We start from the raw sequence: 20,320 nt of genomic DNA on the forward strand, positions 1-20,320 counted from the left end.
TCTCTTCTGCTGCGCGACGCCATCTCGAATCGATTCGAGGGTGGTCGGCGGCCACTCTAGCGGTCTCGCGGCGCGACGTGGAAGCGCTCCCGCGCGGCGGTCAGGGCGAGGCAGAGGCCGTCGAGAACGGGTGCCTCACCGGATGCGTGCCGCCCTCGCCACCCGACGGCTGCCGGACACCGGCCCGGACGTTCGGGCGCCGAGCGGATGACCCTGGTCCGGCTGGATGCGCCTGCAACGGTGGCGGGACCTGCGGCAACGGGTGAAGCATCAACCCCGAGGCTGACCGGTAGAGGCGGCCCGGGGGACAACGCCACACCAGACAAGGGAGCAGCAGCCATGAAGGGCTTCAAGGACTTCGTCATGAGGGGCAACCTCGTCGAGCTCGCCGTCGCCTTCATCATCGGCGCGGCGTTCGGCGCCGTGGTGACCGCCTTCACCAAGGTGATCATCGAGCTGCTGGCGAAGGCCGGCGGTGCGCCGAACTTCGACCAGTGGAAGCCGGGCGGACTGGTGTCGGTGGGGCCCTTCCTCACCGCACTGGTCGCGTTCCTGATCCTGGCGTTCGTCGTCTACTTCTTCATCGTCAAGCCGTACGAGGCGGCCAAGCGGCGGTTCGTCCGCAACGAGGAGGTCGACGCGTCGCCCGACGAGGACACGTTGCTGCTGCGGGAGATCCGCGACGCGCTCGTGCGCGGCGGTGAGGGTCCGGCGCGCGTGTAGGGGGTCGCTCAGCGGCGCGGTGCGCCGACCGCGCTGCGGTTGGCGCACCGCGTCCCGGTCGGCCTCCCGAGGGACCGGCCGTCGAGGCATCGACCGGCTCGGCACGGTCCCGCCGGACGCCATCGGGACTAGTTTCGAGGTGTGGCCCGCGCAGCGGCGGGACCGCCTCGGCGGACCGACGCTCGCACGGGTGTCCGTGAGCGTCAGTCCCGCCTCGAAAGGGTCGTCATGGCCGACATCGTCGTACTCGGCGCCGGGGTCTCCGGGCACACCGCCGCGCTGCACCTCGCTCGACAGCTGGGCCGGACCGGTGCCGGCAGCGCCCACACCATCACCGTCGTCTCCCCGAACTCCCGCTGGAACTGGATCCCGTCCAACATCTGGGTCGGGGTGGGGAAGATGCGCAAGGAGCAGGTGGTGTTCCCGCTCGAACCCGTCTACCGCCGCAAGGGGATCGAGTTCCGGCAGGCGCGGGCGGTGGCGATCCGACCGCTGGGTGACGACGACGACCCGCGCGGTGCGGTCGACGTCGTCTACACGGGCCAGGGCCGAGTGGGCGAGGAGCAGCGGCTTCGCTACGACTACCTGATCAACGCCACCGGGCCCCGGCTGCGGTTCGAGGCGACCGAGGGGCTGGGACCGGAGGGTCACAGCGTCTCCGTCTGCACCGCCGACCACGCCGCCGAGGCTGCGCGGCTCCTCGACGCGGTGGTGCAGCGTCTGCGAGCCGGCGAGCGGCAGACGTTGGTCGTCGGGATGGGGCACGGCACGTGCACCTGCGAGGGTGCCGCCTTCGAGTACGTGTTCAACGTGGACCACGTGCTCCGGGACGCCGGTGTCCGGGACCGCGCGACGCTGTACTACCTGACCAACGAGGCTCACCTCGGCGACTTCGGCGTCGACGGCATGACGTTCGAGGACAAGGGCTTCCAGACCTCCAGCGAGCTGTGGACGTCGTCGCTGTTCCGGGAGCGTGACGTCAGGCCGATCCTCGGGGCGCACGTGGAGCGGGTGGAGGAGGGCCTGGTGCACTACGAGACCCTCGACGGGAGCCACCACACACTGGGCTTCGACTTCGCGATGCTGCTGCCGCCGTTCGGTGGGGTGGGCCTGGCGGCCTACGACCGGGAGGGGCAGGACATCACCGCGGAGCTGTTCGCGCCGAGCGGTTTCATGAAGGTCGACGCCGACTACACCGCCCGGCCCTACGAGGAGTGGAGGGCGGCCGACTGGCCCTCGACGTACGAGGTGCCGGGGTACCGGAATGTCTTCGCCGTCGGTATCGCGTTCGCGCCGCCGCACCCGATCTCACGACCCCGGAAGAGCGTGAACGGAACCGTGATCGCCCCGTCGCCCCCGCGGACCGGCATGCCGTCAGGCGTGATGGGCCGCAACGTCGCGATGACGATCGTCGACCGCATCCACCAGGGCCCGGCCGCCCGGCCGCACCGGGCGTCGATGGCGAGCATGGGCGCAGCGTGCGTGGCGTCCGCAGGGTCCGACCTGCGCACCGGTTCCGCCGCGGCCATGACGATGATGCCGATCGTGCCCGACTACGACCGCTACCCGACGGGCCGGGTGCTCACCGACACCCGTGGCGAGATCGGGCTCAGCGGGCACTGGGTGAAGCTGATGCTGCACTTCCTGTTCATCTACAAGGCCAAGGGTCGTCCTGGCTGGTTCCTGATCCCGGAGTGAGAGATGACGAGCCTCAACCCCCTGCCCGGCGACCAGCCGGTCGTGGACCTGACCACAGCACCGTTACCCACCGCGGGCACGCTCCGGCGTCGACGCAACGTGCCCTATCAGCTCACGCGGTTCGTGGTGTTCAACGCGCGCATCATGCGGATGGTGCTGCGGGGGAGCCACTGAGCTGACGGCCGCCGTTCAGGCGGGCGCGCCGTCCGGCGGGGTCGACGCGCGGTCGGTCGTGCGCGACCGCGGTGCCCGCGTGCCCGGGCTCGGCGGCCGCCGCTCGGTGTTCCTCCAGGCAGGGGAGAGCCGGACGACGTCGCCGACGACCGTGACCGCGGGCGATCGCACCCCGACCCGTGCTGCCAGGTCGGCGATCGTCGCGAGGGTCCCGACCGTCGTGCGCTCACCCGGACCGAAACCGTCCTCGACGATCCCGACGGGCGTGTCGTCGGGGCGGCCCGCGGCCCGCAGCGCCTGGCAGGCCCTGCCGAGGCCGGCCACCGCCATGAGGAGGACGACCGTGTGGTCGCGTGCCGCGGGGACGGCGGCGATGTCGTCGTGCCCGGTCACCACCGTGAAGCCGGTCGCCACGCCGCGGTGGGTGACCGGGATGCCCGCGACGGCCGGGACCGCCACGGCGCTGGTGACGCCGGGCACCACCTCCACCGGCACGCCGGCGTGCCGGCAGACCTCAGCCTCCTCGGAGCCACGACCGAAGACGTAGGGGTCGCCGCCCTTGAGGCGGACGACCCGCCGACCGGCCAGGGCGTGCTCGACGAGAAGGTGGTTGATCTGGTCCTGCGGCACGGCGTGATGGCCTGGGGTCTTGCCGACGTCGACCACCAGCACGTCCGGGTCGAGCTCGGCCAGGACGGCGTGCGGGGCGAGCCGGTCGACGACCACGACGTCCGCCTCGGCGAGCAGCCGTCGCCCGCGTACCGTGAGAAGACCGGGGTCGCCCGGGCCGCCCCCGACGAGGGCGACCGAGCCCACGGCGTTCGGGGCCTGGCTCGCGCCGGGTGTGGTGCGGCGTCGCCTGCGCAGCGGCAGAGAGCCTGTCTTCAGGAGCGCGCCGATGGCGTCCCGCAACCCGCTCGCGCGCCGCGGGTCGCCGCCGGCGTTCACCGCGACCACGACGTCGTCCACCGTGGCGACCGCCGGCACCCAGGCCGTCGCCTGCGCCGCATCGCCGGCGTGCACGCACCAGACCCGGGCAGCGTCGGCATCGGCGAGCACCTGCCGGTCGACATCCGCGTCTCCCGTCGCGGTGTGGACCAGCCACGCGCCGTCCAGGTCACCGGTCTGGTAGCGGCGGCCCGACCAGGTGATGGTGCCCTCGGCGGCGAGCTTCTGCAACGAGGGGTCCGCCTGCGGCGCGACGACGTGGACGGCGGCACCGGCGTCGACCAGGGTGCGCGCGCGCCGCGCGGCGACCGGTCCACCGCCGACCACCAGCACGCGGCGTCCCGCCACGGACAGGGTGAGCGGGTACTGCGGGAGCTCCGTCACCGTGCGGTCTCCGCCGACAGCCCGCGCCGGCGCAGCAGGCCGCGCTCGACGGGGGCGAAGAACGCGAGCTCGACGGTGACGCCCACCACGAGGATCAGCACGATCGCCGCGATCACGGTCGTCATGTCGCTCAGCTCGCGCCCCTGCTCCAGGAGGGAGCCGAGCCCGAAGCCGATCTTGCCGCCGACCGCGATGATCTCGGCCGCCATGAGGGAGCGCCACGAGAACGCCCAGCCCTGCCGGAGGCCCGCGACGTACCCGGGCAGCGCCGCCGGCAGCAGGATATAGCGGACCTGCTCCCACGGGCCGGCCCCGAGCACGCGCCCCACCCGTCGGAACAGCGGCGGGACCTGGTCGACCCCCGAGACGAGGCCGTTGACGATCGAGGGCACGGCACCCATCAGCACGACGAAGTACACCGTGGCGTCGGACAGCCCGAACCAGATGATCGCGGCGGGTACCCAGGCGACGGACGGCAGCACCTGAAGTCCCGAGATCAGCGGGCCCAGAGACACCCGCAACCAGCGCACCCGGGCGACCAGCAGCCCGACGGGGGTGGCGATAGCCACCGCGACGACGAAACCGGCGAGGCCGCGTCCCAGGCTGGTCAGCAGGGCGGTCTGCGCGTCACCCGCGTGCCACAGGCCCAGGAGCGTGCCCGCGACGTCGGCAGGTCTCGGCACCACGTACCGAGGCTTGAGCCCGAGCGCCACGAAGCCCTGCCAGCCGGCGAGGAGCAGCAGCAGCGCGAGGGCCGGCGGCCACGCCCCGGTCAGCCGACGGCGGACGCGACCGGCGCGGTCCTGGTCCACCGTCTGCAGCGCGTCGAGCCCGGCCTCGAGCCGGCGGTCCACGTCGGAGGTCTCGGTGGCTGGTGCGGGGAGCACCGTCCGGACGGTGCTGTCAGACGGCATGGCGGCGGATCTCCTTGCGCAGGTGGTCGGTGATCTCGACCGCGAGGGCGGCGACCTGGGGCGCCTCGATGCGCCGATGACCCTCGATGTCGACGGTCCACTCGCGCACGATGCGCCCGGGGCGGCTCGACATCAGCAGCACCCGCTGCCCGAGGCGAACCGCCTCGCGGACGTTGTGGGTGACGAAGACGACCGTCCGGCCCGTCCGCTGCCAGATGCGCTCGAGCTCGTCGTGCAGCAGGTCGCGGGTGATCGCGTCGAGTGCGGCGAACGGCTCGTCCATCAGCAGCACCGGGCGGTCCTGGGCCAGCGCCCGCGCCAGTGCGACCCGCTGGCGCATGCCCCCCGACAGCTCGTGCACCCGCTTGGTGCCGGCACCGGCGAGGTGCACCAGCTCGAGCAGTTCCGCCGCGCGGGCCGACCGCTGGGCGGCGGGAACGCCGTTCAGCCGCAGGGCGAGCTCGATGTTGCGGGTGGCGGTGAGCCACGGGAGCAGCGCGGGTTCCTGGAACATCAGGGCGGCGCTGCCACCCGGCACGTGCACCGTGCCGGCCGTCGGCCGCTCGAGGCCGGCGAGGATCGACAGCAGCGTCGACTTGCCGCAGCCCGAGGCCCCGAGCAGGCAGACGAACTCGCCCGGACGCAGGGTGAGGTCGATACCGTCCAGCACGGGTGCGCCGTTCGCGGCGAACTGCTTGCTGACGCCCTCGACGCGAAGGGCGTCCGCACGGACGGGACGCGCGTCCTGGGAGGTGGCGGTCGAGGTCATGGGTCAGTCCTTCCCGAGGCCCGCGGCGGACACCGGTGCGGTGCCGGACTGCCTGCGCAGCTCGTTGAGCAGGCGCAGGTCGTAGATGCCGTCGATCGAGGCCGGGTGCGCGGTGCCTGCCGCGACGGCGTGCGCGAGCGACGTCTTGAGCGTCGCGGCGAGCGGATCGGTGGAGAAGGCGGTCTCGGCGAACGCGCGTGCCAGCACCTTGTCCGACAGGGGCTTGCCGCCGGTGGCGACGAGCTGGGCGTTGACGGCGCTGGCTGCGGAACCAGGGTTGGCGTGCAACCAGTCGACCGAGTCCTGCAGGCCCTGCAGCAGCGCGCGGACCGTGTCCGGGTGGGCGGCCAGGTAGCGGCGCGACACGATGAGGTGCGTGGTGACGAAGCTGCCGCCCGGCCACAGGTCCTTCTCGTCGACCAGCACGTGGGCGCCGCCCTCGAGCACCAGCCGGGACGCCCACGGCTCCGGCAGCCACGCCCCGTCGATCCGGTGGTCGGTGAACAGCTGGAACGTCTGCGCGTTGTCCGTGGGTGTGATCGTCACGTCTCCGCCGCCGCTGAGGGGGCTGCGGAGCCCCTGGTCGTGCAGCCAGGACCGCAGCGCGACGTCCTGCGTGCCGCCGAGCTGCGGCGTGGCGAGGTCGGTGCCCACCAGGTCGTGCGCCGAGGTGATCCCCGTGCGGACGACCAGCTGGGCGCCTCCCGACGTGCTGCCGGCGACGATGCGCAGCGCGTCTCCGCCGGACTGGATGAAACCGTTGATCGCCGGGTTCGGCCCGACGAAGGCGGCGTCCACCGCGCCGGCGTTGAGCGCCTCGATCGCGGCGGGACCGGCGTTGAACACCTGGGTGGTCAGGGTCGGGGTGCCGGCTGCCTTCAGGCGGGCGGCGAACAGGCCGCGCCCGACGCCGACGAGCGCGGGGGCGTGGGTGACGTTGGCGAAGTAGCCGAGGCGCAGCTCGCCGACCGGGCCGGTCTGCGCCGGCGTCGCGGCGCCGACGGCGGGGCTGCAGGCGGCGAGCGTCGCGGCAACGACCGTGACGGCAGCACCGGTCAGGAGGCGGCGCAGCCGGGGCCGTGACGATCTGCGCTGCATCGCGCGCCCGGTGGGGACGGTGGTGCGGGACATGGAGGTGCCTCTCGGTGGGTGTGCTCGGGCAGCAGGGACCCGCCTCAGATCGCGTCCGGATCAGATCGCGTACTGGACGGGCCGTGCGCCCGGACACCGCGCCGCGCTCAGCGGGTCACCGACCATCCCGGCGGCGAGCGTCATGCCGTCGTGCGCGTCGACCAGCAGGAACGCCCCCGTGCGGCGCGCCACGACGTACTCCTCGGCGGCGACCGGCGAGGCGAGGCGCAGCCGCACCTGGCCGATGTCGTTCAGCTCCAGCGAATCGGCCGGCTCGACCTGCGCGGTGTCGAGGTCGAGTCGTCCGTCCACCTCGCGCACCACGGCCTGCACGGTTCTGGTGGTGTGCTTGACCAGCACGCGCGCACCCGGCCGGAGCGGCCGGTCCGACAGCCAGCAGACGGTCGCCTGCAGGTCCTGCGTCGTGGTCGGTGCGTCCACCGCGGCGGCGAGCAGGTCACCGCGGGCGATGTCGAGGTCGTCTGCCAGGCGCAGCGTGACCGACTGAGGCGCGAAGGCGACCTCGAGGGGACCGTCCGCGGTGTCGATGCCCTGCACGGTGCTGGTGCGACCGGACGGCAGCGCGACGACGGGGTCGCCGACCGCCACCACGCCGGCGGCGATCTGACCGGCGTACCCGCGGTAGTCCCGCAGCAGGGGGTCGCGCGCCGCGTCCTGCGGGCGCAGCACCACCTGGACGGGGAAGCGGAAGGCCTCCGTCACCGGATCGACGCCGGCAGGCAGCTCCTCGAGCAGCTCGAGCAGGCTCGGTCCGGTGTACCAGGGGGTGCGCGCCGACCGGTCGACGACGTTGTCGCCGTCCAGGGCGGACACCGGCAGGGTGCGGACGTCGTCGAGGCCGAGATCGGCCGCGGCGGCCTGCACCTGCGCCGAGACGTCGGCGAACACCGCCTCGTCGAAGCCGACCAGGTCGATCTTGTTCACCGCGACGACGACGTGCGGCACCCTCAGCAGGGACGCGACGGCGAGGTGCCGGCGGGTCTGCTCGAGCAGGCCCTTGCGGGCGTCGACGAGCAGGACGACGACGTCGGCCGTGCTCGCACCCGTGACCGTGTTGCGGGTGTACTGCACGTGACCCGGGCAGTCGGCCAGGATGAACGACCGGCGGGCGGTGGCGAAGTAGCGGTACGCCACGTCGATGGTGATGCCCTGCTCGCGCTCGGCACGCAGGCCGTCGGTCAGCAGCGCGAGGTCGGTCGCCTCGAGCCCGCGGTCGCGGCTGACGCGTGCGACGGCGTCGAGCTGGTCGGTCAGCACGGACTTGGAGTCGTAGAGCAGCCGGCCGACCAGGGTCGACTTGCCGTCGTCCACGGATCCGGCGGTGGCCAGGCGCAGCAGCGTCGCCATCAGAAGTACCCCTCCTTCTTGCGATCCTCCATGGCGGCCTCCGACAGGCGGTCGTCGGCGCGGGTCGCGCCTCGTTCGGTCAGCCGCGTGGCGGCGACCTCGTCGACCACGTCCTGCACGTCGGTCGCGTCGCTCTCCACCGCGCCGGTGCAGGACATGTCGCCGACGGTCCGGTAGCGGACCCTCCGGACGGTGACGGGCTCGTCCTCCCGGGGCTGGGTGTGCGGACCGACGGCGATCCACATGCCGTCGCGCCGGAACACCTCGCGGTCGTGCGCGTAGTACAGGGCCGGTAGCTCGATGCGCTCGGCCGCGATGTAGCGCCAGATGTCCAGCTCGGTCCAGTTGCTGAGCGGGAACACCCGGACGTGCTCACCGGGTGCGTGGCGGCCGTTGTACAGGTTCCACAGCTCGGGTCGCTGGTTGCGCGGGTCCCACTGGCCGAACTCGTCCCGGAGGCTGTAGATCCGCTCCTTGGCCCGTGCCTTCTCCTCGTCCCGCCGGCCGCCGCCGAAGACGGCGTCGAATCGGTGGTCGCGGATCGCGTCGAGCAAGGGGAGCGTCTGCAGCGGGTTGCGGGTGCCGTCGGTGCGCTCCCGCAGCCGGCCGTCGTCCAGGTAGTCCTGCACCCGGGCGACCTCCAGACGCAGGCCGAGGCGGTCGACCGTCGCTTCCCGGTACGCCAGCACCTCGGGGAAGTTGTGCCCGGTGTCCACGTGCAGCACGGGGAACGGCACGGGTGCCGGCCAGAACGCCTTCAGCGCCAGGTGCAGCATCACCACGGAGTCCTTGCCGCCGCTGAACAGCAGCACGGGGCGCTCGAACTCGGCGGCGACCTCGCGGAAGATGTGGACCGACTCGCTCTCGAGGGTCTGCAGCTGGGTCAGCCGGCGCGGCGGCAGCGCCTGCTCGCCGGTCCGGCGGCCGGCCGGTGCGGCCGTGGCCGTGGTCGTGGTGCTCATCGGTGGATCCCGCATTCGGTCTTGGCGAGGCCGGCCCAGCGGCCGGATCGGGGGTCGTCGCCCGGGGCGACCCGGGCGGTGCACGGCTGGCAGCCGATCGACGGGTAGCCGTCGCTCAGCAGGGGGTTGAGGGGCACCTCGTTGGCCCACGCGTAGGTCAGGAGCTCGTCGAACGTCCAGGCCGCCAGGGGGTTGATCTTCACCAGCCCGTGTGCGGCGTCCCAGGCGACGATCGGCGTGCTCGTCCTGGTCGGGGCCTCCTCGCGGCGCACGCCGGTCACCCAGGCCTCGTAACCGGCGAGCTGCTCGGCGAGCGGCTCCATCTTGCGCAGCCGGCAGCACGCCGCCGGGTCCCGGGCGAACAGGTCCTTGCCGTGCGCGGCGTCCTGCTCCGCGACGGTCTGCCTGGGCAGCACGTCGATGACGCGCACCGGCAGCCGTTCGGCCACCACCTGCCGCGTCTGCAGGGTCTCGGGGAAGTGGTAGCCGGTCTCGAGGAACAGCACGTCCACGCCCGGCGCCGCCTGTGCGACCAGGTGGGGGAGGACGGCGTCGGCCATCGAGCACGCCACCGCGAGCAGCGGGCCGAACTCCTGCGCGGCCCAGGCGGCGACCTCCGTGGCGGGCGCCTCGGCCAGCCGGGGCGCGGCCTCCTCGACCACCGCGCGGAGCTCGTCGTCGGTGCGGCGGGTGCGGGTCGGTGCGGTCACTGCAGTGCCTCCTCGTCGGCGCGGTGGGCCCACTCCGCGAAGGTCTCGGGCCGGTCGGGACCCTCGGTGCGGTCGGCGACGTACCGCCGGACCACGCGCTCGACGTACTCGGCGACACCGTCGACGGTCACCTTGAGGCCCCGCACGGTGCGGCCGAGCCCCGGCTCCTCGCGGTCCGCGGACGCCAGGCCGCCCCCGAGGTGAACCTGGTAGCCGGGCACCTGCCGGCCCTCCTCGTCCTGCACCAGCTGACCCTTCAGGCCGATGTCGGCGGTCTGGATCCGGGCGCAGGAGTTCGGGCAGCCGTTGATGTGCAGGGCGATCGGGGTCAGGGCGTCGAGGTCCCCGAGCCGTTCCTCGAGCGAGTCGACGACGCGCACGGCCGCCGCCTTGGTCTCGACGATCGCCAGCTTGCAGAACTCGATGCCCGTGCACGCGATGGTCGACCGGCGGAACGGGCTCGGCTCCGCCTCGAGGCCGTTGGCGCGCAGCCCGTCGACCACGGTGCCGACGTGCTCGGCCGGCACGTCCAGCACCAGGAGCTTCTGGAAGGGCGTCAGGCGCAAGCGGGTCGAGCCGACGCTCTCCGCCAGGTCGGCGATCGCCAGCAGGGACGGCCCGGAGACGCGGCCGACGTACGGCGCCGCGCCGACGTAGAACCGCCCGTCCTTCTGCTCGTGGACGCCCACGTGGTCCCCGGACCGGGTCGGCGGAGGGGCGGGCGGACCGTCGGGCAGGGCGTACCCGAGGAACTCGTCCTGCAGGACCTGGCGGAAGCGCTCGGGCCCCCAGTCCGCGAGCAGGAACTTCAGCCGCGCCCGGTTGCGCAGGCGCCGGTAGCCGTAGTCCCGGAACAGGCGGGTGACGGCGAGCCACACCTCGGGCACGCGCTCCTCGCTGACGAACGCGCCGAGCCGTTCGCCGAGCCGCGGCGCGACGCTCAGGCCGCCGCCGACCCACAGGTCGAAGCCAGGCCCGAGTTCGGGGTGCACCACGCCGACGAACGCGACGTCGTTGATCTCGTGCACCACGTCCTGGCTCGGGTGGCCGGTGAGCGCCGTCTTGTACTTGCGCGGCAGGTTCGACAGCTCCGGGTCGCCGATGTATCGGCGGACGATCTCGTTGATCGCCCAGGTCGGGTCGATGATCTCGTCGGCCGCGATGCCGGCGACGGGGCTGCCGAGGATCACGCGCGGCACGTCGCCGCAGGCCTCGGTGGTGCTCAGCCCGACCGCCTCGAGGCGGCGCCAGATCTCGGGGACGTCCTCGATCTGCACCCAGTGCAGCTGGATGTTGTGCCGGTCGGTGATGTCGGCCGTGCCGCGTGCGAACTCGGTGGAGATGCGGCCGACCGTCCGCAGCTGCTCGGTGGTGAGCGCCCCGCCGTCGACCCGCACCCGCAGCATGAAGTAGCGGTCCTCGAGCTCCTGCGGTTCCAGCGTCGCGGTGCGGCCGCCGTCGATGCCCGGCTTGCGCTGCGTGTACAGCCCCCACCAGCGGAAACGCCCGTGCAGGTCGTCGTCGGCGATCGAGTCGAAGCCCTGCTGCGCGTAGACCTGCTCGATCCGCTCCCGGACGTTGAGGCCGTTGTCCTGCGCTTTCATCGCCTCGTTGCCGTTGAGCGGCTCGCGGCCGTCGACCGCCCACTGCCCGTTGGGCTTGGACGACTGGTGGGCCGGACGAGCGGTGCGGGGTGCTCGGACGGTGCTGGTGGGGGACGAGGTGGACATGGATCTCCTCGGGTGACGAGCGGGTCAGCGCGCACGTGGCCCGTCCACCGGATCGGGGGCGAGCGTGCGGGTGCAGCCGGCGAGGGGCTGGTGCGGCGCAGCGGCAGGCGCACGACGGCGCTGCGGTCCTGGCCGAGGACGCGGACGAGGGGCCGCGTCAGGGGGTGGTCAGCGACAGAGCTGACACGAGCGCCGAGGAGCGCAGACAGCGCGGCCCGGCGCCGGTCGACAGCACGCCGTGGGCACGAAGGTGCTCACGGCGGCGGCGCGGGACGCGCTGGGTCGACCGGTCATGGGCCGAGGCTAGGAGCGGTGTCCACGATGTGTCCATGAGTGCCCACGGAGTGGGACGTTCCGCGCGTGCGGCCGAGCTTCGCGGCGCGGCCCGCGGGACACAGGGAGGGGACCGCGTCCGCACAGGCGGGCTCCAGGACCCCGTGCGAGGGTGCCTCGATGCGTCGCTCGATCACGCCCCGTGCCGGTTGGTTGCTCGCAGCCCTCCTGACCGTGGCGCTGACCGGATGGGCACCGGCGGTCCAGCACCCGACCGCGGTCACCCCGACGCCTACCTCGTCCGCCGTGACCAAGGCCCCGGCTCGGCACTTCGTGTCCCGCCCGGACCTCACGCCGCCCGTCATCACAGCCACCACCGCCGATGCGGGCCTGGCGCTGGCGCCTGCCGCCGAGAGCGCGGACGTGTTCCTCGGCCCGAAGGACCTGGACACGGGCGTCGCCATGCAGGGCGAGCTGATCGTCGACGCGCACGGCCAGCCGGTGTGGGTCGACGGCAACAGCACCGGGACGTTCGACTTCCGCGAGCAGACGTACCAGGGCAGGCCCGTGCTGACCTACTGGGCGGGGGCGTCCTCCTCGTACGGCCACGGGGACGTCGTCGTCCTGGACCAGACGTACACGCGGGTCGCCACGGTCACCACGGGTGGCGACCTCGGCGCCCACCAGGCCGACATGCACGAGACCACCATCACGACGCAGGGAACGATGCTGCTGACGTCCTACCCGGAGGTCCGCGCCGACCTGAGCAGCATCGGCGGCCCGAAGGACGGCTGGGTGCTCGAGGGCGTCGCCCAGGAGGTGGACATCGCCACCGGACGGGTCCTGTTCGAGTGGCGCTCGCTCGACCACGTGCCGATCTCCGACACCTTCCAGCCGCTGTCGCCCGGTCAGGGCACGCAGGCGAACCCCTTCGACTACCTGCACATGAACTCGGTGTCGCTGGACGGTCCGGACCACCTGCTGATCTCGGCGCGCAACACGCACACGGTGTACGAGGTCGCGCGGGGGACCGGGGCCGTCACGTGGCAGCTCGGAGGGCGGCACAGCAGCTTCACCTTCGGGCCGGGGGCCGCGTTCGCGTGGCAGCACGACGCGCGGCGGCAGGCCGACGGCACCGTCACGCTCTTCGACAACGAGGCCCCGCCGACGTCCTCCCGGGGTCTGCGGCTGTCTCTCGACACGTCGACCATGGCGGCGACGCTCGTCGTGCAGTACCTGCCGCCCGCGGCCAGGGCGGCGGCCACGCAGGGTGACGTCCAGGTGCTGCCGGACGGCAACGTGGTGGTCGGCTGGGGCCAGGAGCCGTACTACTCGGAGTACACCGGCGCCGGACAGCTGCTCTCGGACTCCACCTTCACCGCCGGCTCGAGCTACCGGGCGTTCGTCGCGCCGTGGACGGGCACACCGACGGCGCCGCCGGATGCCGTGCTGCGGCGCAGCGGATCGGCGGGGACGGTCTACGTCAGCTGGAACGGGGCGACCCAGGTGGCGTCGTGGCGGGTGCTCACCGGGAACGACGCCTCCGACGCGGCGCCGGCCGCGACCGTGCCACGAGCGGGGTTCGAGACCGCGATCTCCCTGAAGCACCCGGGCAGCTACGTGGAGGTCCAGGCCCTCGACGCCGCGGGGACGGTGCTCCGCGGCGTCGTCGTCGGGTAGAGGGCGTCGTCGTCGGGTAGAGGGCCAGGCCGTGTCGACGGGCCGGCTCAGCTGCGAGGCCGGCCGCTCAGCCGAACGCAGCAGAAGCCCGGTGCGGGCGCCAGCTCGGCCCCGACGGCCGGCACGCCCAGTCCCTCGATGACGCCGTTGATCAGCGCGAGGTTCATCGCGCACACCAGGTCGGTGTGCTCAGCGGCGAGCCGGTCGAAGGGGCAGTTCGCCAGGCGCACGTCGCCGTCGACCGTGCGTGGCTCGTAGCCGTGCTCGGCCAGCACCTGCGCCGTCCGCTCCAACCCGGAGCCGTCGTCGGCCGTCCCCTGCACCGTGGACGCGGCGGCGAGCCGTCGCCCCTCCGCTCTTGCGGTCTCGCTGACGGCCTGACCGATCGGGGTCCCGTCACCGAGCGCCCGGTCGATGGCCGTGGCGAGCACGTCTCCGGCGAGGTCGTAGTGCCGCTCCGGCAGGGAGACCGAGACCTCCCGGTCGGAGCGGCGGTAGAGCTTCGACGGTCTGCCCGCCCCCGGCCCGGACCTGCCGGACAGTCGGCGGAACTCGACCTCGAGCAGGCCCTCCTCGACCAGGCGGTCCAGATGGAACTTCGCCGAGTGCAGCGGCATGCCGAGGGCCGTCGCGGCCTGCTCGCGGCTGACGGCGCGCGGCTCGGACACGACGTAGCGGTAGAGCGCCCGCCGGGCCGGTTCGGCCAGGGCACCGATCGCCGAGAGGTCGTCCGCGAGCTCGTCCGGCACAACAGCCCCTTTCTATCGGAGAGTCCCATTGACCTAAGACTGGGTTCGTTCTAACGTCCACAAGGTACACCGTTAGAGAGCTCAGGAGGCCGCCATGACCGAGACTCGCACCCGATCACGGGCGGCTCGTCAGGCCGTCGGACCACCGCTGACAGGCGCTTCGAAGCCGGCGGCGCTGCTGATGGGGCGGGACGGATCTGCTGCACCTGACCGGCGGGGCCGATGACGGGGGCCCAGTCGCTGGACCGCAGCGACGAGGCGTCGAACCTGTTGTCCTGGCGGCCCCGGGTGGCGCACGAGGCGGCGCCGGTGGACCTGGACGCTGCGGAGCGTGCGGCCGGCGCCCTGCTCGCCGCGCTCGGCCTGCCCGTGGACGACCCCGGGATGGCGGAGACCCCGCGGCGGATGGCGACGGCCTACGCCGAGATGCTGGCGGCCCGCGCGTTCGACTTCACCACGTTCCCCAACACCGAGGGGTACGACGAGCTGGTCCTTGTCCAGCACATCCCCGTCCGGTCGGTGTGCGAGCACCACATGCTGCCGTTCGTCGGGGTGGCCCACGTCGGCTACCTGCCGCGCGACCGGATCCTCGGCCTGTCCAAGTTCGCGCGCGTCGTCGAGCTCTTCGCCCATCGTCCGCAGACCCAGGAGCGGCTGACCAAGCAGGTCGCCCAGCTGCTGCAGGACCGGCTGGCACCGCGCGGCGTCGGGGTCGTCGTCGAGGCCGAGCACACGTGCATGACCCTGCGGGGTGTGCGGGCAGCCGGCACCCGCACGGTCACCTCGGCCCTGCTCGGGGCGCTGCGGGAGAACGCCTCCTCGCGAGCCGAGTTCCTCTCCCTCACCCGCACCCACCTGGAGGTCTGATGGACACGTTCGTGATCGTCGGCGGCGGGCTTGCCGCCGCGACCGCCGTCGGCGAGCTGCGCGAGCGCGGGTTCGACGGCCGCCTGGTCCTGGTGGGCGCCGAGCAGCACCTGCCGTACGAGCGCCCGCCACTGTCGAAGGGCTACCTCCTCGGGGCCGCCGAGCTCGACGACGCCTTCGTCCACCCGTCGTCGTGGTACGCCGACCACGACATCGAGCTGCGGCTGGGGACCGCGGTGACCGCCATCGACCCCGGCGCCCACACGGTGACCGCCGGCCAGGAACCGCTCGTCTACAGCCGGCTCCTGATCGCCACGGGCGCCCGGCCACGTCGGCTCGGGATCGCCGACGACAGCGGTGCGCCGGTCGCGTACCTGCGCACCATCGAGGACAGCCAGCGCCTCAAGGCCGCCCTGGAGCCCGGTCGTCGGATCGTCATCGTCGGGGGCGGTTGGATCGGCCTGGAGGTGGCTGCCGCAGCCCGCACGGCCGGCGCGGACGTCGTCGTGCTCGAGGCCCTCGCGATGCCGCTCGTCCGCGTGCTCGGGCCGGAGGTCGCCGAGGTGTTCGGCGACCTGCACCGGGAGCACGGCGTGGAGGTGCGCACGGCGGTGTCGGTCACCGGCGTCGCTCCTGACGGCGACCGTGCGGTGGTGACGCTCGCCGACGGCTCGTCGCTCACCGCCGACCTCCTCGTCGTCGGTGTGGGGGTCGCTCCCAACACCGAGCTCGCGGAGGCTGCGGGCCTGGAGACCGACAACGGAGTGCTCGTCGACGAGCGCCTGCGCGCCTCCGACCCCGACGTGTTCGCGGCCGGCGACGTCGCGAACGCGTACCACCCTGCCCTCGGGCGCCGGGTCCGCGTGGAGCACTGGGACACCGCGATCGAGCACGGGCGGACCGCCGCCCGCAACATGCTCGGGGCGGCAGAGGCGTACACCCGGCTGCCGTACTTCTTCACCGACCAGTACGACCTCGGCATCGAGTACGTGGGCAGCATCGGCCCGGACGGGTACGACGAGGTGGTCCTGCGTGGCGATGTGGCGGGCCGGCGGTTCACCGCGTTCTGGGTCAACGGCGACCGGGTCGTGGCCGGGATGCACGCGAACGACCGGGACGCCATCGAGCCCGTCCGACGCATCGTGACGGCCGGCCGGGTCGACCTCGGCCGGCTCCGCGACTCGAGAAGCCCGCTCGACGAGATCGCCTAGGTGCTGATCGCCATCGGACGGCTGTCGCAGACGGGTGCCCCGAGTGGGATTCGAACCGTCACTGCGGGTCCTGCACAGTGGAATATGGCGAGGAACCAAGTAGCCTCTGATCTGCAGCGATGGCGGTGTTTCGGAGTGGGATTTCTGCACCGAGTGAACCGGTGATGAAGTGCATGGAAGAGAGATCTTCCACGTATCTTCCACGGCGAGGGGGCGCGAGGGATGAGGCGGAGCTCGTTCGGGTCAGTCGAGACGCTGCCGTCCGGGCGCTACCGCGCTCGGTACGCGACGGCGGTCGGTCGGTGGAGGGCGGCGCCGACGACCTTCACGACGAAGGCAGAGGCACGTGCGTGGCTCGCGCGTGAGCAGGTGGCGTTGGAGCAGACCGCGGCTGGTTCGCCGAAGGCGACGGCAACGGTGCGGCCACCGCGCCTGCGTGACTACACCGCCGAGTGGATCGCCGAACGGCGAAACGGTCGAGGAGAGCCGTTGCGGCCGTCGACCCGGCGCACCTACGAGACCTACTTGCGCCTCTATGTGGCGTCCGCGCCACTCGGCGGGAAGAGACTCGACGAAGTCACTACGGAGGACATCCGGTCCTGGCACCGCGGGCTCGGGCCCGACCGTCCAACCGGTCGGGCCAGGGTCTACGCGTTTGTACGAACCGTCTTTGGGACGGCCGTGGCTGACGGACTCATCGATGCGAACCCCTGCAAGATCCGGGGAGCGGGGCAAGCGCGGCCGGCCACGCCTGTGGAGATCCTCACGGTCCAGCAGGTCGCGGAGCTCGCAGACGCGGTGGGGGAGCGGTACGCCGCTGCGATCTACCTCGGAGCCTGGTGTCAGATGCGGGTCGGTGAGGTGCTGGCGCTCCGCCGGCGTGACATCGACCTTCAGAACGCCGTCGTCCACGTTCGCCGCGGCGTGACCTGGATCGACGGCGTGGCCTCGTTCGGCCCGCCCAAGACAGACGCCGGTATCCGTGACTTAGCTGCGCCCGTGGCTGTCGTCGACGTGCTCGCCGCCCATCTCACCCGCGTTGACGCGGGTCCGGACTCTCTGCTGTTCGTCGGACGCACGCCAGGGTCACCGCCGCCCGTGCAGACGTTCTCCGACGCGGTGAAGCGGGCTGCGCGCCGATGCGGGCTGCCGGCGACGTTCCGCTTCCATCACCTGCGCCACGCAGGCTTGTCGCTCCTGGCCGAGGCTGGGGCCTCGGTTGCCGAGCTCCAAGCGCGCGCGGGCCACTCCACGCCGGCCATGGCCCTCCACTATCAGCACGCCCGCGCCATCCGGGACCGCGACCTGGCAAGCCGACTTGACGCCGTCATCGCTGGTACGGACGTGCCGAGCAGCTCCTGAGCGCCGCGCGGCGTCCGCTACTCGGAAGCCACGCTTCGCATCGGCCGCAGGACCTGGTCGACGTCCTCCCGTCGGAGACGGATGGACCGCCGTCCGAGGCGCATCGCGGGCAGGGTGCCGTCCGCGATGAGCATCCTGATGAACCGCGTCGTCACACGCAGGCGGTCAGCGGCCTCGGCGACTGTGAGCAGGTCGTGCTCGATACTGATGGTCATCTCTGCTCCTTCCGCTTGAGCTGCGGGCCCGTGGGCCGACCGCGCAAACGCGGCCGCCGGATCGACTGGCCCCGATCCCTGGTCGCAGCAGAACGTCCACGCTGCCTCGCCGAGTGGTACATCACGGTGACATCCACAGTGACGCCGCGCCGTCGCCGTGAGCGGACGGTTCAACTTCGCAATGACACATCGGTGCACGCCCTGGTTTACGGGATGCACCAGTCGTTCCCGCAGCTGGCTGCGTGTGCGCGGCACGAAGGTGCCCGACGAGACGACTTCGGCATCTCGCCCGGCCGGTGAGCGCGGCCCAGTGTCAACGACGGCTGAATCCTGACCAGGGGTCGTCGGCTGAATCTTGACCACCCTGCCTGGTTGTCGTTCAGTCCGTGGTGGCCGCGGGTGGGCGGCCGAGGTCGCGGTTCTTGAGGCGGTAGGAGTCGCCTTTGAGGGCGATGACGTCGGCGTGGTGGACGAGGCGGTCGATCATCGCTGCGGCGACGGTGTCGTCGCCGAAGACCTCGCCCCAGCGGCCGAACGGCTTGTTGGAGGTGACGATCAGGGAGGCCCGTTCGTAGCGGGCTGAGACGAGTTGGAAGAACAGGTTCGCGGCCTCGGGCTCGAAGGGGATGTAGCCGACCTCGTCGATCACGATCAGGGGGTAGCGACCCAGCCGGCGTAGCTCGTCTTGCAGGCGCCCGTCGTGGTGAGCGGTGGCGAGCCGGTCGACCCATTCGGAGGCGGTGGCGAACTGGACGCGGTGGCCGGCCTGGCAGGCCCGGACGGCCAGGCCGGTGGCCAGGTGGGTCTTGCCGGTGCCGGGCGGGCCGAGGAACACCACGTTCTCCCGGGCCGTGACGAAGTCCAGGGTGCCCAGGTGGGCGATCTGGTCGCGGGCCAGGCCGCGGGCGTGGTCGAAGTCGAAGTCCTCCAGGGACTTGCGGGCCGGAAACCTCGCGGCGCGGATGCGTCCTTCCCCGCCGTGGGCCTCGCGGGCGGCGACCTCGCGTTGCAGGCAGGCGGCCAGGAACTCTTCGTGGGTCCAGGACTCGGCGCGGGCCCGCTCGGCGAGCCGGTCGACTGCGTCCCGCAGGGTCGGGGCCTTCAGCGCTCGGGTCAGGAACGCGAGCTCGCTGGTCACGTCCCTGGTCGGGGTCTTGGTGGTCATCAGGCCACGTCCGTCAGACCGAACGCGGCGTCATAGGCGCCCAGGTCGCGTTGCTCGACCTCATCGGCCGGGTCTGGGATCGTCGGCCGGTGCGCCGCAGCCGACGCCATCGCCAGCGCTGCGGCCCGGTGGGCGGGGTCGGTGATCGTCTGCCAGCGCGCCCAGCACCGCTCGTGGGACGCGACGGTCTTGGCTCCCAGGCTGACGGTGACTCGCTCGAGGTCGGCGACCACGTCGACGAACCTGCCGACCGCGACCGGGTCGACCGAGTAGTCGTTGGAGCCCAGGCGCACGTAGTGATCGCGCGGCAACCGGACCCGCGCCCGCCAGCCCAGCTGCGGAGCGACCGGCGGCAGGGCGAGCATCGCGTCGCGGTCCGCGGCCCACCGCTCGACGGGCTTGCAGCCCAACGCCCGATGCGAGCGACGGTTCGCAAGAGGCAACCACTCGCTGAGCTGGGCGTTGAAGTCGCCCGGATCGGTGAACGTGCGCCCCGGCAGGAACGACGACTCCAGGTAGCCGTTCGCGCGTTCGACCAGCCCCTTGGCCTCCGGGTCCCGCGGCCGGCACTGGTGCACCCCGATGCCCAGGACCCCGCGGAACGCCTCGAAGTCCTCGGTGAGCTTCGGCTTGCCCGCGCGCCAGGACCCGACCGCGGCCTCGTTGTCCCAGACCAGCTCGCGCGGGACCACACCCATGCCCGACAGCAGCAACCAGTGACCGGCGATCAGGTCCGGCGCCTGCCGGGAGGGCAGCATCGTGGCGAACATCATCCGCGAGTAGCCCGCGACCATCACCAGCACCGGCGGGGACCCGACCTGCCCGGCACCCAGCGGCACGTCGACCGGCGGGAACCACAAGTCGCACTGCACCCGCGCCCCGGCCTCGTAGCTGGTCCGGGTCGCCGGATCCGACGGCAGATAGTACGGGCGCAGCACCCGAACTCGGTCCTTCAAGATCGTCAACGAGTGCGCCCAGCCGATCCGCTGCGCGATCACCGTGGCCGGCATCGTCGGGCACGAAGCCAACAACCCGCGGATGACCGGTTCGACCTGGTCGACCAACGACCCCTTCGCAGCTCGCTCGTACTTCGGCGGCCGATCACTGGCCAACGCCTTCTTGACCGTGTTCCTCGCGATGCCGAGCTCGCGCGCGATCGCCGAGAGCGCCATCCCCTCGACCCGACGCAGCCGACGGACCTCAGCCCAGTCCTCCACACCGATCACCCTCCGCAGGATCACGGCAGCCTGGTCAGATTTCAGCCGACGATCCCTGATCAGTCTTCAG

The 20,320-nt window shown here is 72.4% G+C and carries 19 protein-coding genes; 7 read left to right on the top strand and 12 right to left on the bottom strand.

The window, feature by feature from the left end:
- The first annotated feature begins 339 nt into the window (after positions 1-339).
- The 3 genes from mscL (at position 340) to QMF98_RS07705 (ending at position 2,595) form a co-directional block, all read left to right on the top strand.
- A complete protein-coding gene (mscL, locus tag QMF98_RS07695; RefSeq protein WP_337975390.1) occupies positions 340-723 on the top strand; it encodes a large conductance mechanosensitive channel protein MscL in 384 nt (127 codons plus the stop codon).
- 228 nt (positions 724-951) lie between these two features.
- Positions 952-2,421 (top strand): NAD(P)/FAD-dependent oxidoreductase, encoded by a 1,470-nt coding sequence (locus tag QMF98_RS07700; RefSeq protein ID WP_337975391.1) that lies wholly within the window; start codon positions 952-954, stop codon positions 2,419-2,421.
- A 3-nt stretch (positions 2,422-2,424) separates the two neighbouring features.
- The gene (locus QMF98_RS07705) at positions 2,425-2,595 is read left to right on the top strand and encodes a hypothetical protein (protein ID WP_337975392.1); all 171 of its coding nucleotides are present in this window, start codon (positions 2,425-2,427) and stop codon (positions 2,593-2,595) included.
- Between the two features lie 15 nt (positions 2,596-2,610).
- On the opposite strand, the gene cobA is transcribed toward QMF98_RS07705, so the two are convergent.
- From cobA to QMF98_RS07745, 8 genes are read right to left on the bottom strand one after another with little or no spacing between them, the layout of a single operon-like run.
- On the bottom strand, positions 2,611-3,927 hold the full coding sequence (cobA, locus tag QMF98_RS07710; protein ID WP_337975393.1) for a uroporphyrinogen-III C-methyltransferase: 1,317 nt from the start codon (positions 3,925-3,927) through the stop codon (positions 2,611-2,613).
- Entirely contained in the window at positions 3,924-4,841 is a 918-nt protein-coding gene (locus tag QMF98_RS07715) for an ABC transporter permease (RefSeq protein WP_337975394.1), read from the bottom strand. The genes cobA and QMF98_RS07715 overlap by 4 nt, the downstream gene beginning before the upstream one ends.
- Positions 4,831-5,610 (bottom strand): ABC transporter ATP-binding protein, encoded by a 780-nt coding sequence (locus QMF98_RS07720; protein ID WP_337975395.1) that lies wholly within the window; start codon positions 5,608-5,610, stop codon positions 4,831-4,833. The genes QMF98_RS07715 and QMF98_RS07720 overlap by 11 nt, the downstream gene beginning before the upstream one ends.
- 3 nt (positions 5,611-5,613) lie before the next feature.
- A complete protein-coding gene (locus tag QMF98_RS07725) occupies positions 5,614-6,741 on the bottom strand; it encodes an ABC transporter substrate-binding protein (protein ID WP_337975396.1) in 1,128 nt (375 codons plus the stop codon).
- A 60-nt stretch (positions 6,742-6,801) separates the two neighbouring features.
- Positions 6,802-8,109, bottom strand: a complete 1,308-nt coding sequence (locus QMF98_RS07730; RefSeq protein ID WP_337975397.1) for a sulfate adenylyltransferase subunit 1 — start codon at positions 8,107-8,109, stop codon at positions 6,802-6,804.
- Complete coding sequence (gene cysD, locus QMF98_RS07735; RefSeq protein WP_490715654.1) at positions 8,109-9,086, bottom strand: sulfate adenylyltransferase subunit CysD; 978 nt, start codon at positions 9,084-9,086, stop codon at positions 8,109-8,111. The genes QMF98_RS07730 and cysD overlap by 1 nt, the downstream gene beginning before the upstream one ends.
- A complete protein-coding gene (locus QMF98_RS07740) occupies positions 9,068-9,781 on the bottom strand; it encodes a phosphoadenylyl-sulfate reductase (protein WP_337975399.1) in 714 nt (237 codons plus the stop codon). Before QMF98_RS07740 ends, cysD begins: the two co-directional genes overlap by 19 nt.
- Complete coding sequence (locus QMF98_RS07745) at positions 9,778-11,511, bottom strand: nitrite/sulfite reductase (RefSeq protein WP_337975400.1); 1,734 nt, start codon at positions 11,509-11,511, stop codon at positions 9,778-9,780. The genes QMF98_RS07740 and QMF98_RS07745 overlap by 4 nt, the downstream gene beginning before the upstream one ends.
- 453 nt (positions 11,512-11,964) lie before the next feature.
- Here QMF98_RS07745 and QMF98_RS07750 point away from each other — a divergent pair, with 453 nt between their 5' ends.
- Positions 11,965-13,464 (top strand): arylsulfotransferase family protein, encoded by a 1,500-nt coding sequence (locus QMF98_RS07750; RefSeq protein ID WP_337975401.1) that lies wholly within the window; start codon positions 11,965-11,967, stop codon positions 13,462-13,464.
- A 47-nt stretch (positions 13,465-13,511) separates the two neighbouring features.
- On the opposite strand, the gene QMF98_RS07755 is transcribed toward QMF98_RS07750, so the two are convergent.
- Positions 13,512-14,213 carry a helix-turn-helix transcriptional regulator gene (locus tag QMF98_RS07755; protein WP_337975402.1) on the bottom strand — a complete coding sequence of 234 codons (702 nt, stop codon included), beginning with the start codon at positions 14,211-14,213 and terminating at the stop codon, positions 13,512-13,514.
- A 222-nt stretch (positions 14,214-14,435) separates the two neighbouring features.
- On the opposite strand from QMF98_RS07755, the gene folE reads away from it, so the two are divergent.
- The 3 genes from folE (at position 14,436) to QMF98_RS07770 (ending at position 17,653) form a co-directional block, all read left to right on the top strand.
- A complete protein-coding gene (gene folE / locus QMF98_RS07760) occupies positions 14,436-15,080 on the top strand; it encodes a GTP cyclohydrolase I FolE (RefSeq protein ID WP_337975403.1) in 645 nt (214 codons plus the stop codon).
- The gene (locus QMF98_RS07765) at positions 15,080-16,291 is read left to right on the top strand and encodes an NAD(P)/FAD-dependent oxidoreductase (protein WP_337975404.1); all 1,212 of its coding nucleotides are present in this window, start codon (positions 15,080-15,082) and stop codon (positions 16,289-16,291) included. The genes folE and QMF98_RS07765 overlap by 1 nt, the downstream gene beginning before the upstream one ends.
- A gap of 222 nt (positions 16,292-16,513) precedes the next feature.
- Complete coding sequence (locus tag QMF98_RS07770) at positions 16,514-17,653, top strand: tyrosine-type recombinase/integrase (protein ID WP_337975405.1); 1,140 nt, start codon at positions 16,514-16,516, stop codon at positions 17,651-17,653.
- A gap of 17 nt (positions 17,654-17,670) precedes the next feature.
- On the opposite strand, the gene QMF98_RS07775 is transcribed toward QMF98_RS07770, so the two are convergent.
- The 3 genes from QMF98_RS07775 to istA all read right to left on the bottom strand — a co-directional run bounded on the left by QMF98_RS07775 (position 17,671) and on the right by istA (position 20,259).
- Positions 17,671-17,868: an excisionase family DNA-binding protein gene (locus QMF98_RS07775; RefSeq protein WP_337975406.1), complete on the bottom strand. Its 198-nt coding sequence runs from the start codon at positions 17,866-17,868 to the stop codon at positions 17,671-17,673.
- Positions 17,869-18,247: 379 nt separating this feature from the next.
- Complete coding sequence (gene istB / locus QMF98_RS07780) at positions 18,248-19,033, bottom strand: IS21-like element helper ATPase IstB (protein WP_337973839.1); 786 nt, start codon at positions 19,031-19,033, stop codon at positions 18,248-18,250.
- Complete coding sequence (gene istA / locus QMF98_RS07785; RefSeq protein WP_337973838.1) at positions 19,033-20,259, bottom strand: IS21 family transposase; 1,227 nt, start codon at positions 20,257-20,259, stop codon at positions 19,033-19,035. Before istA ends, istB begins: the two co-directional genes overlap by 1 nt.
- Positions 20,260-20,320 lie beyond the last annotated feature (61 nt).

This window comes from Cellulomonas sp. NTE-D12 (assembly GCF_027923705.1).
Classification (GTDB): Bacteria; Actinomycetota; Actinomycetes; order Actinomycetales; family Cellulomonadaceae; genus Cellulomonas.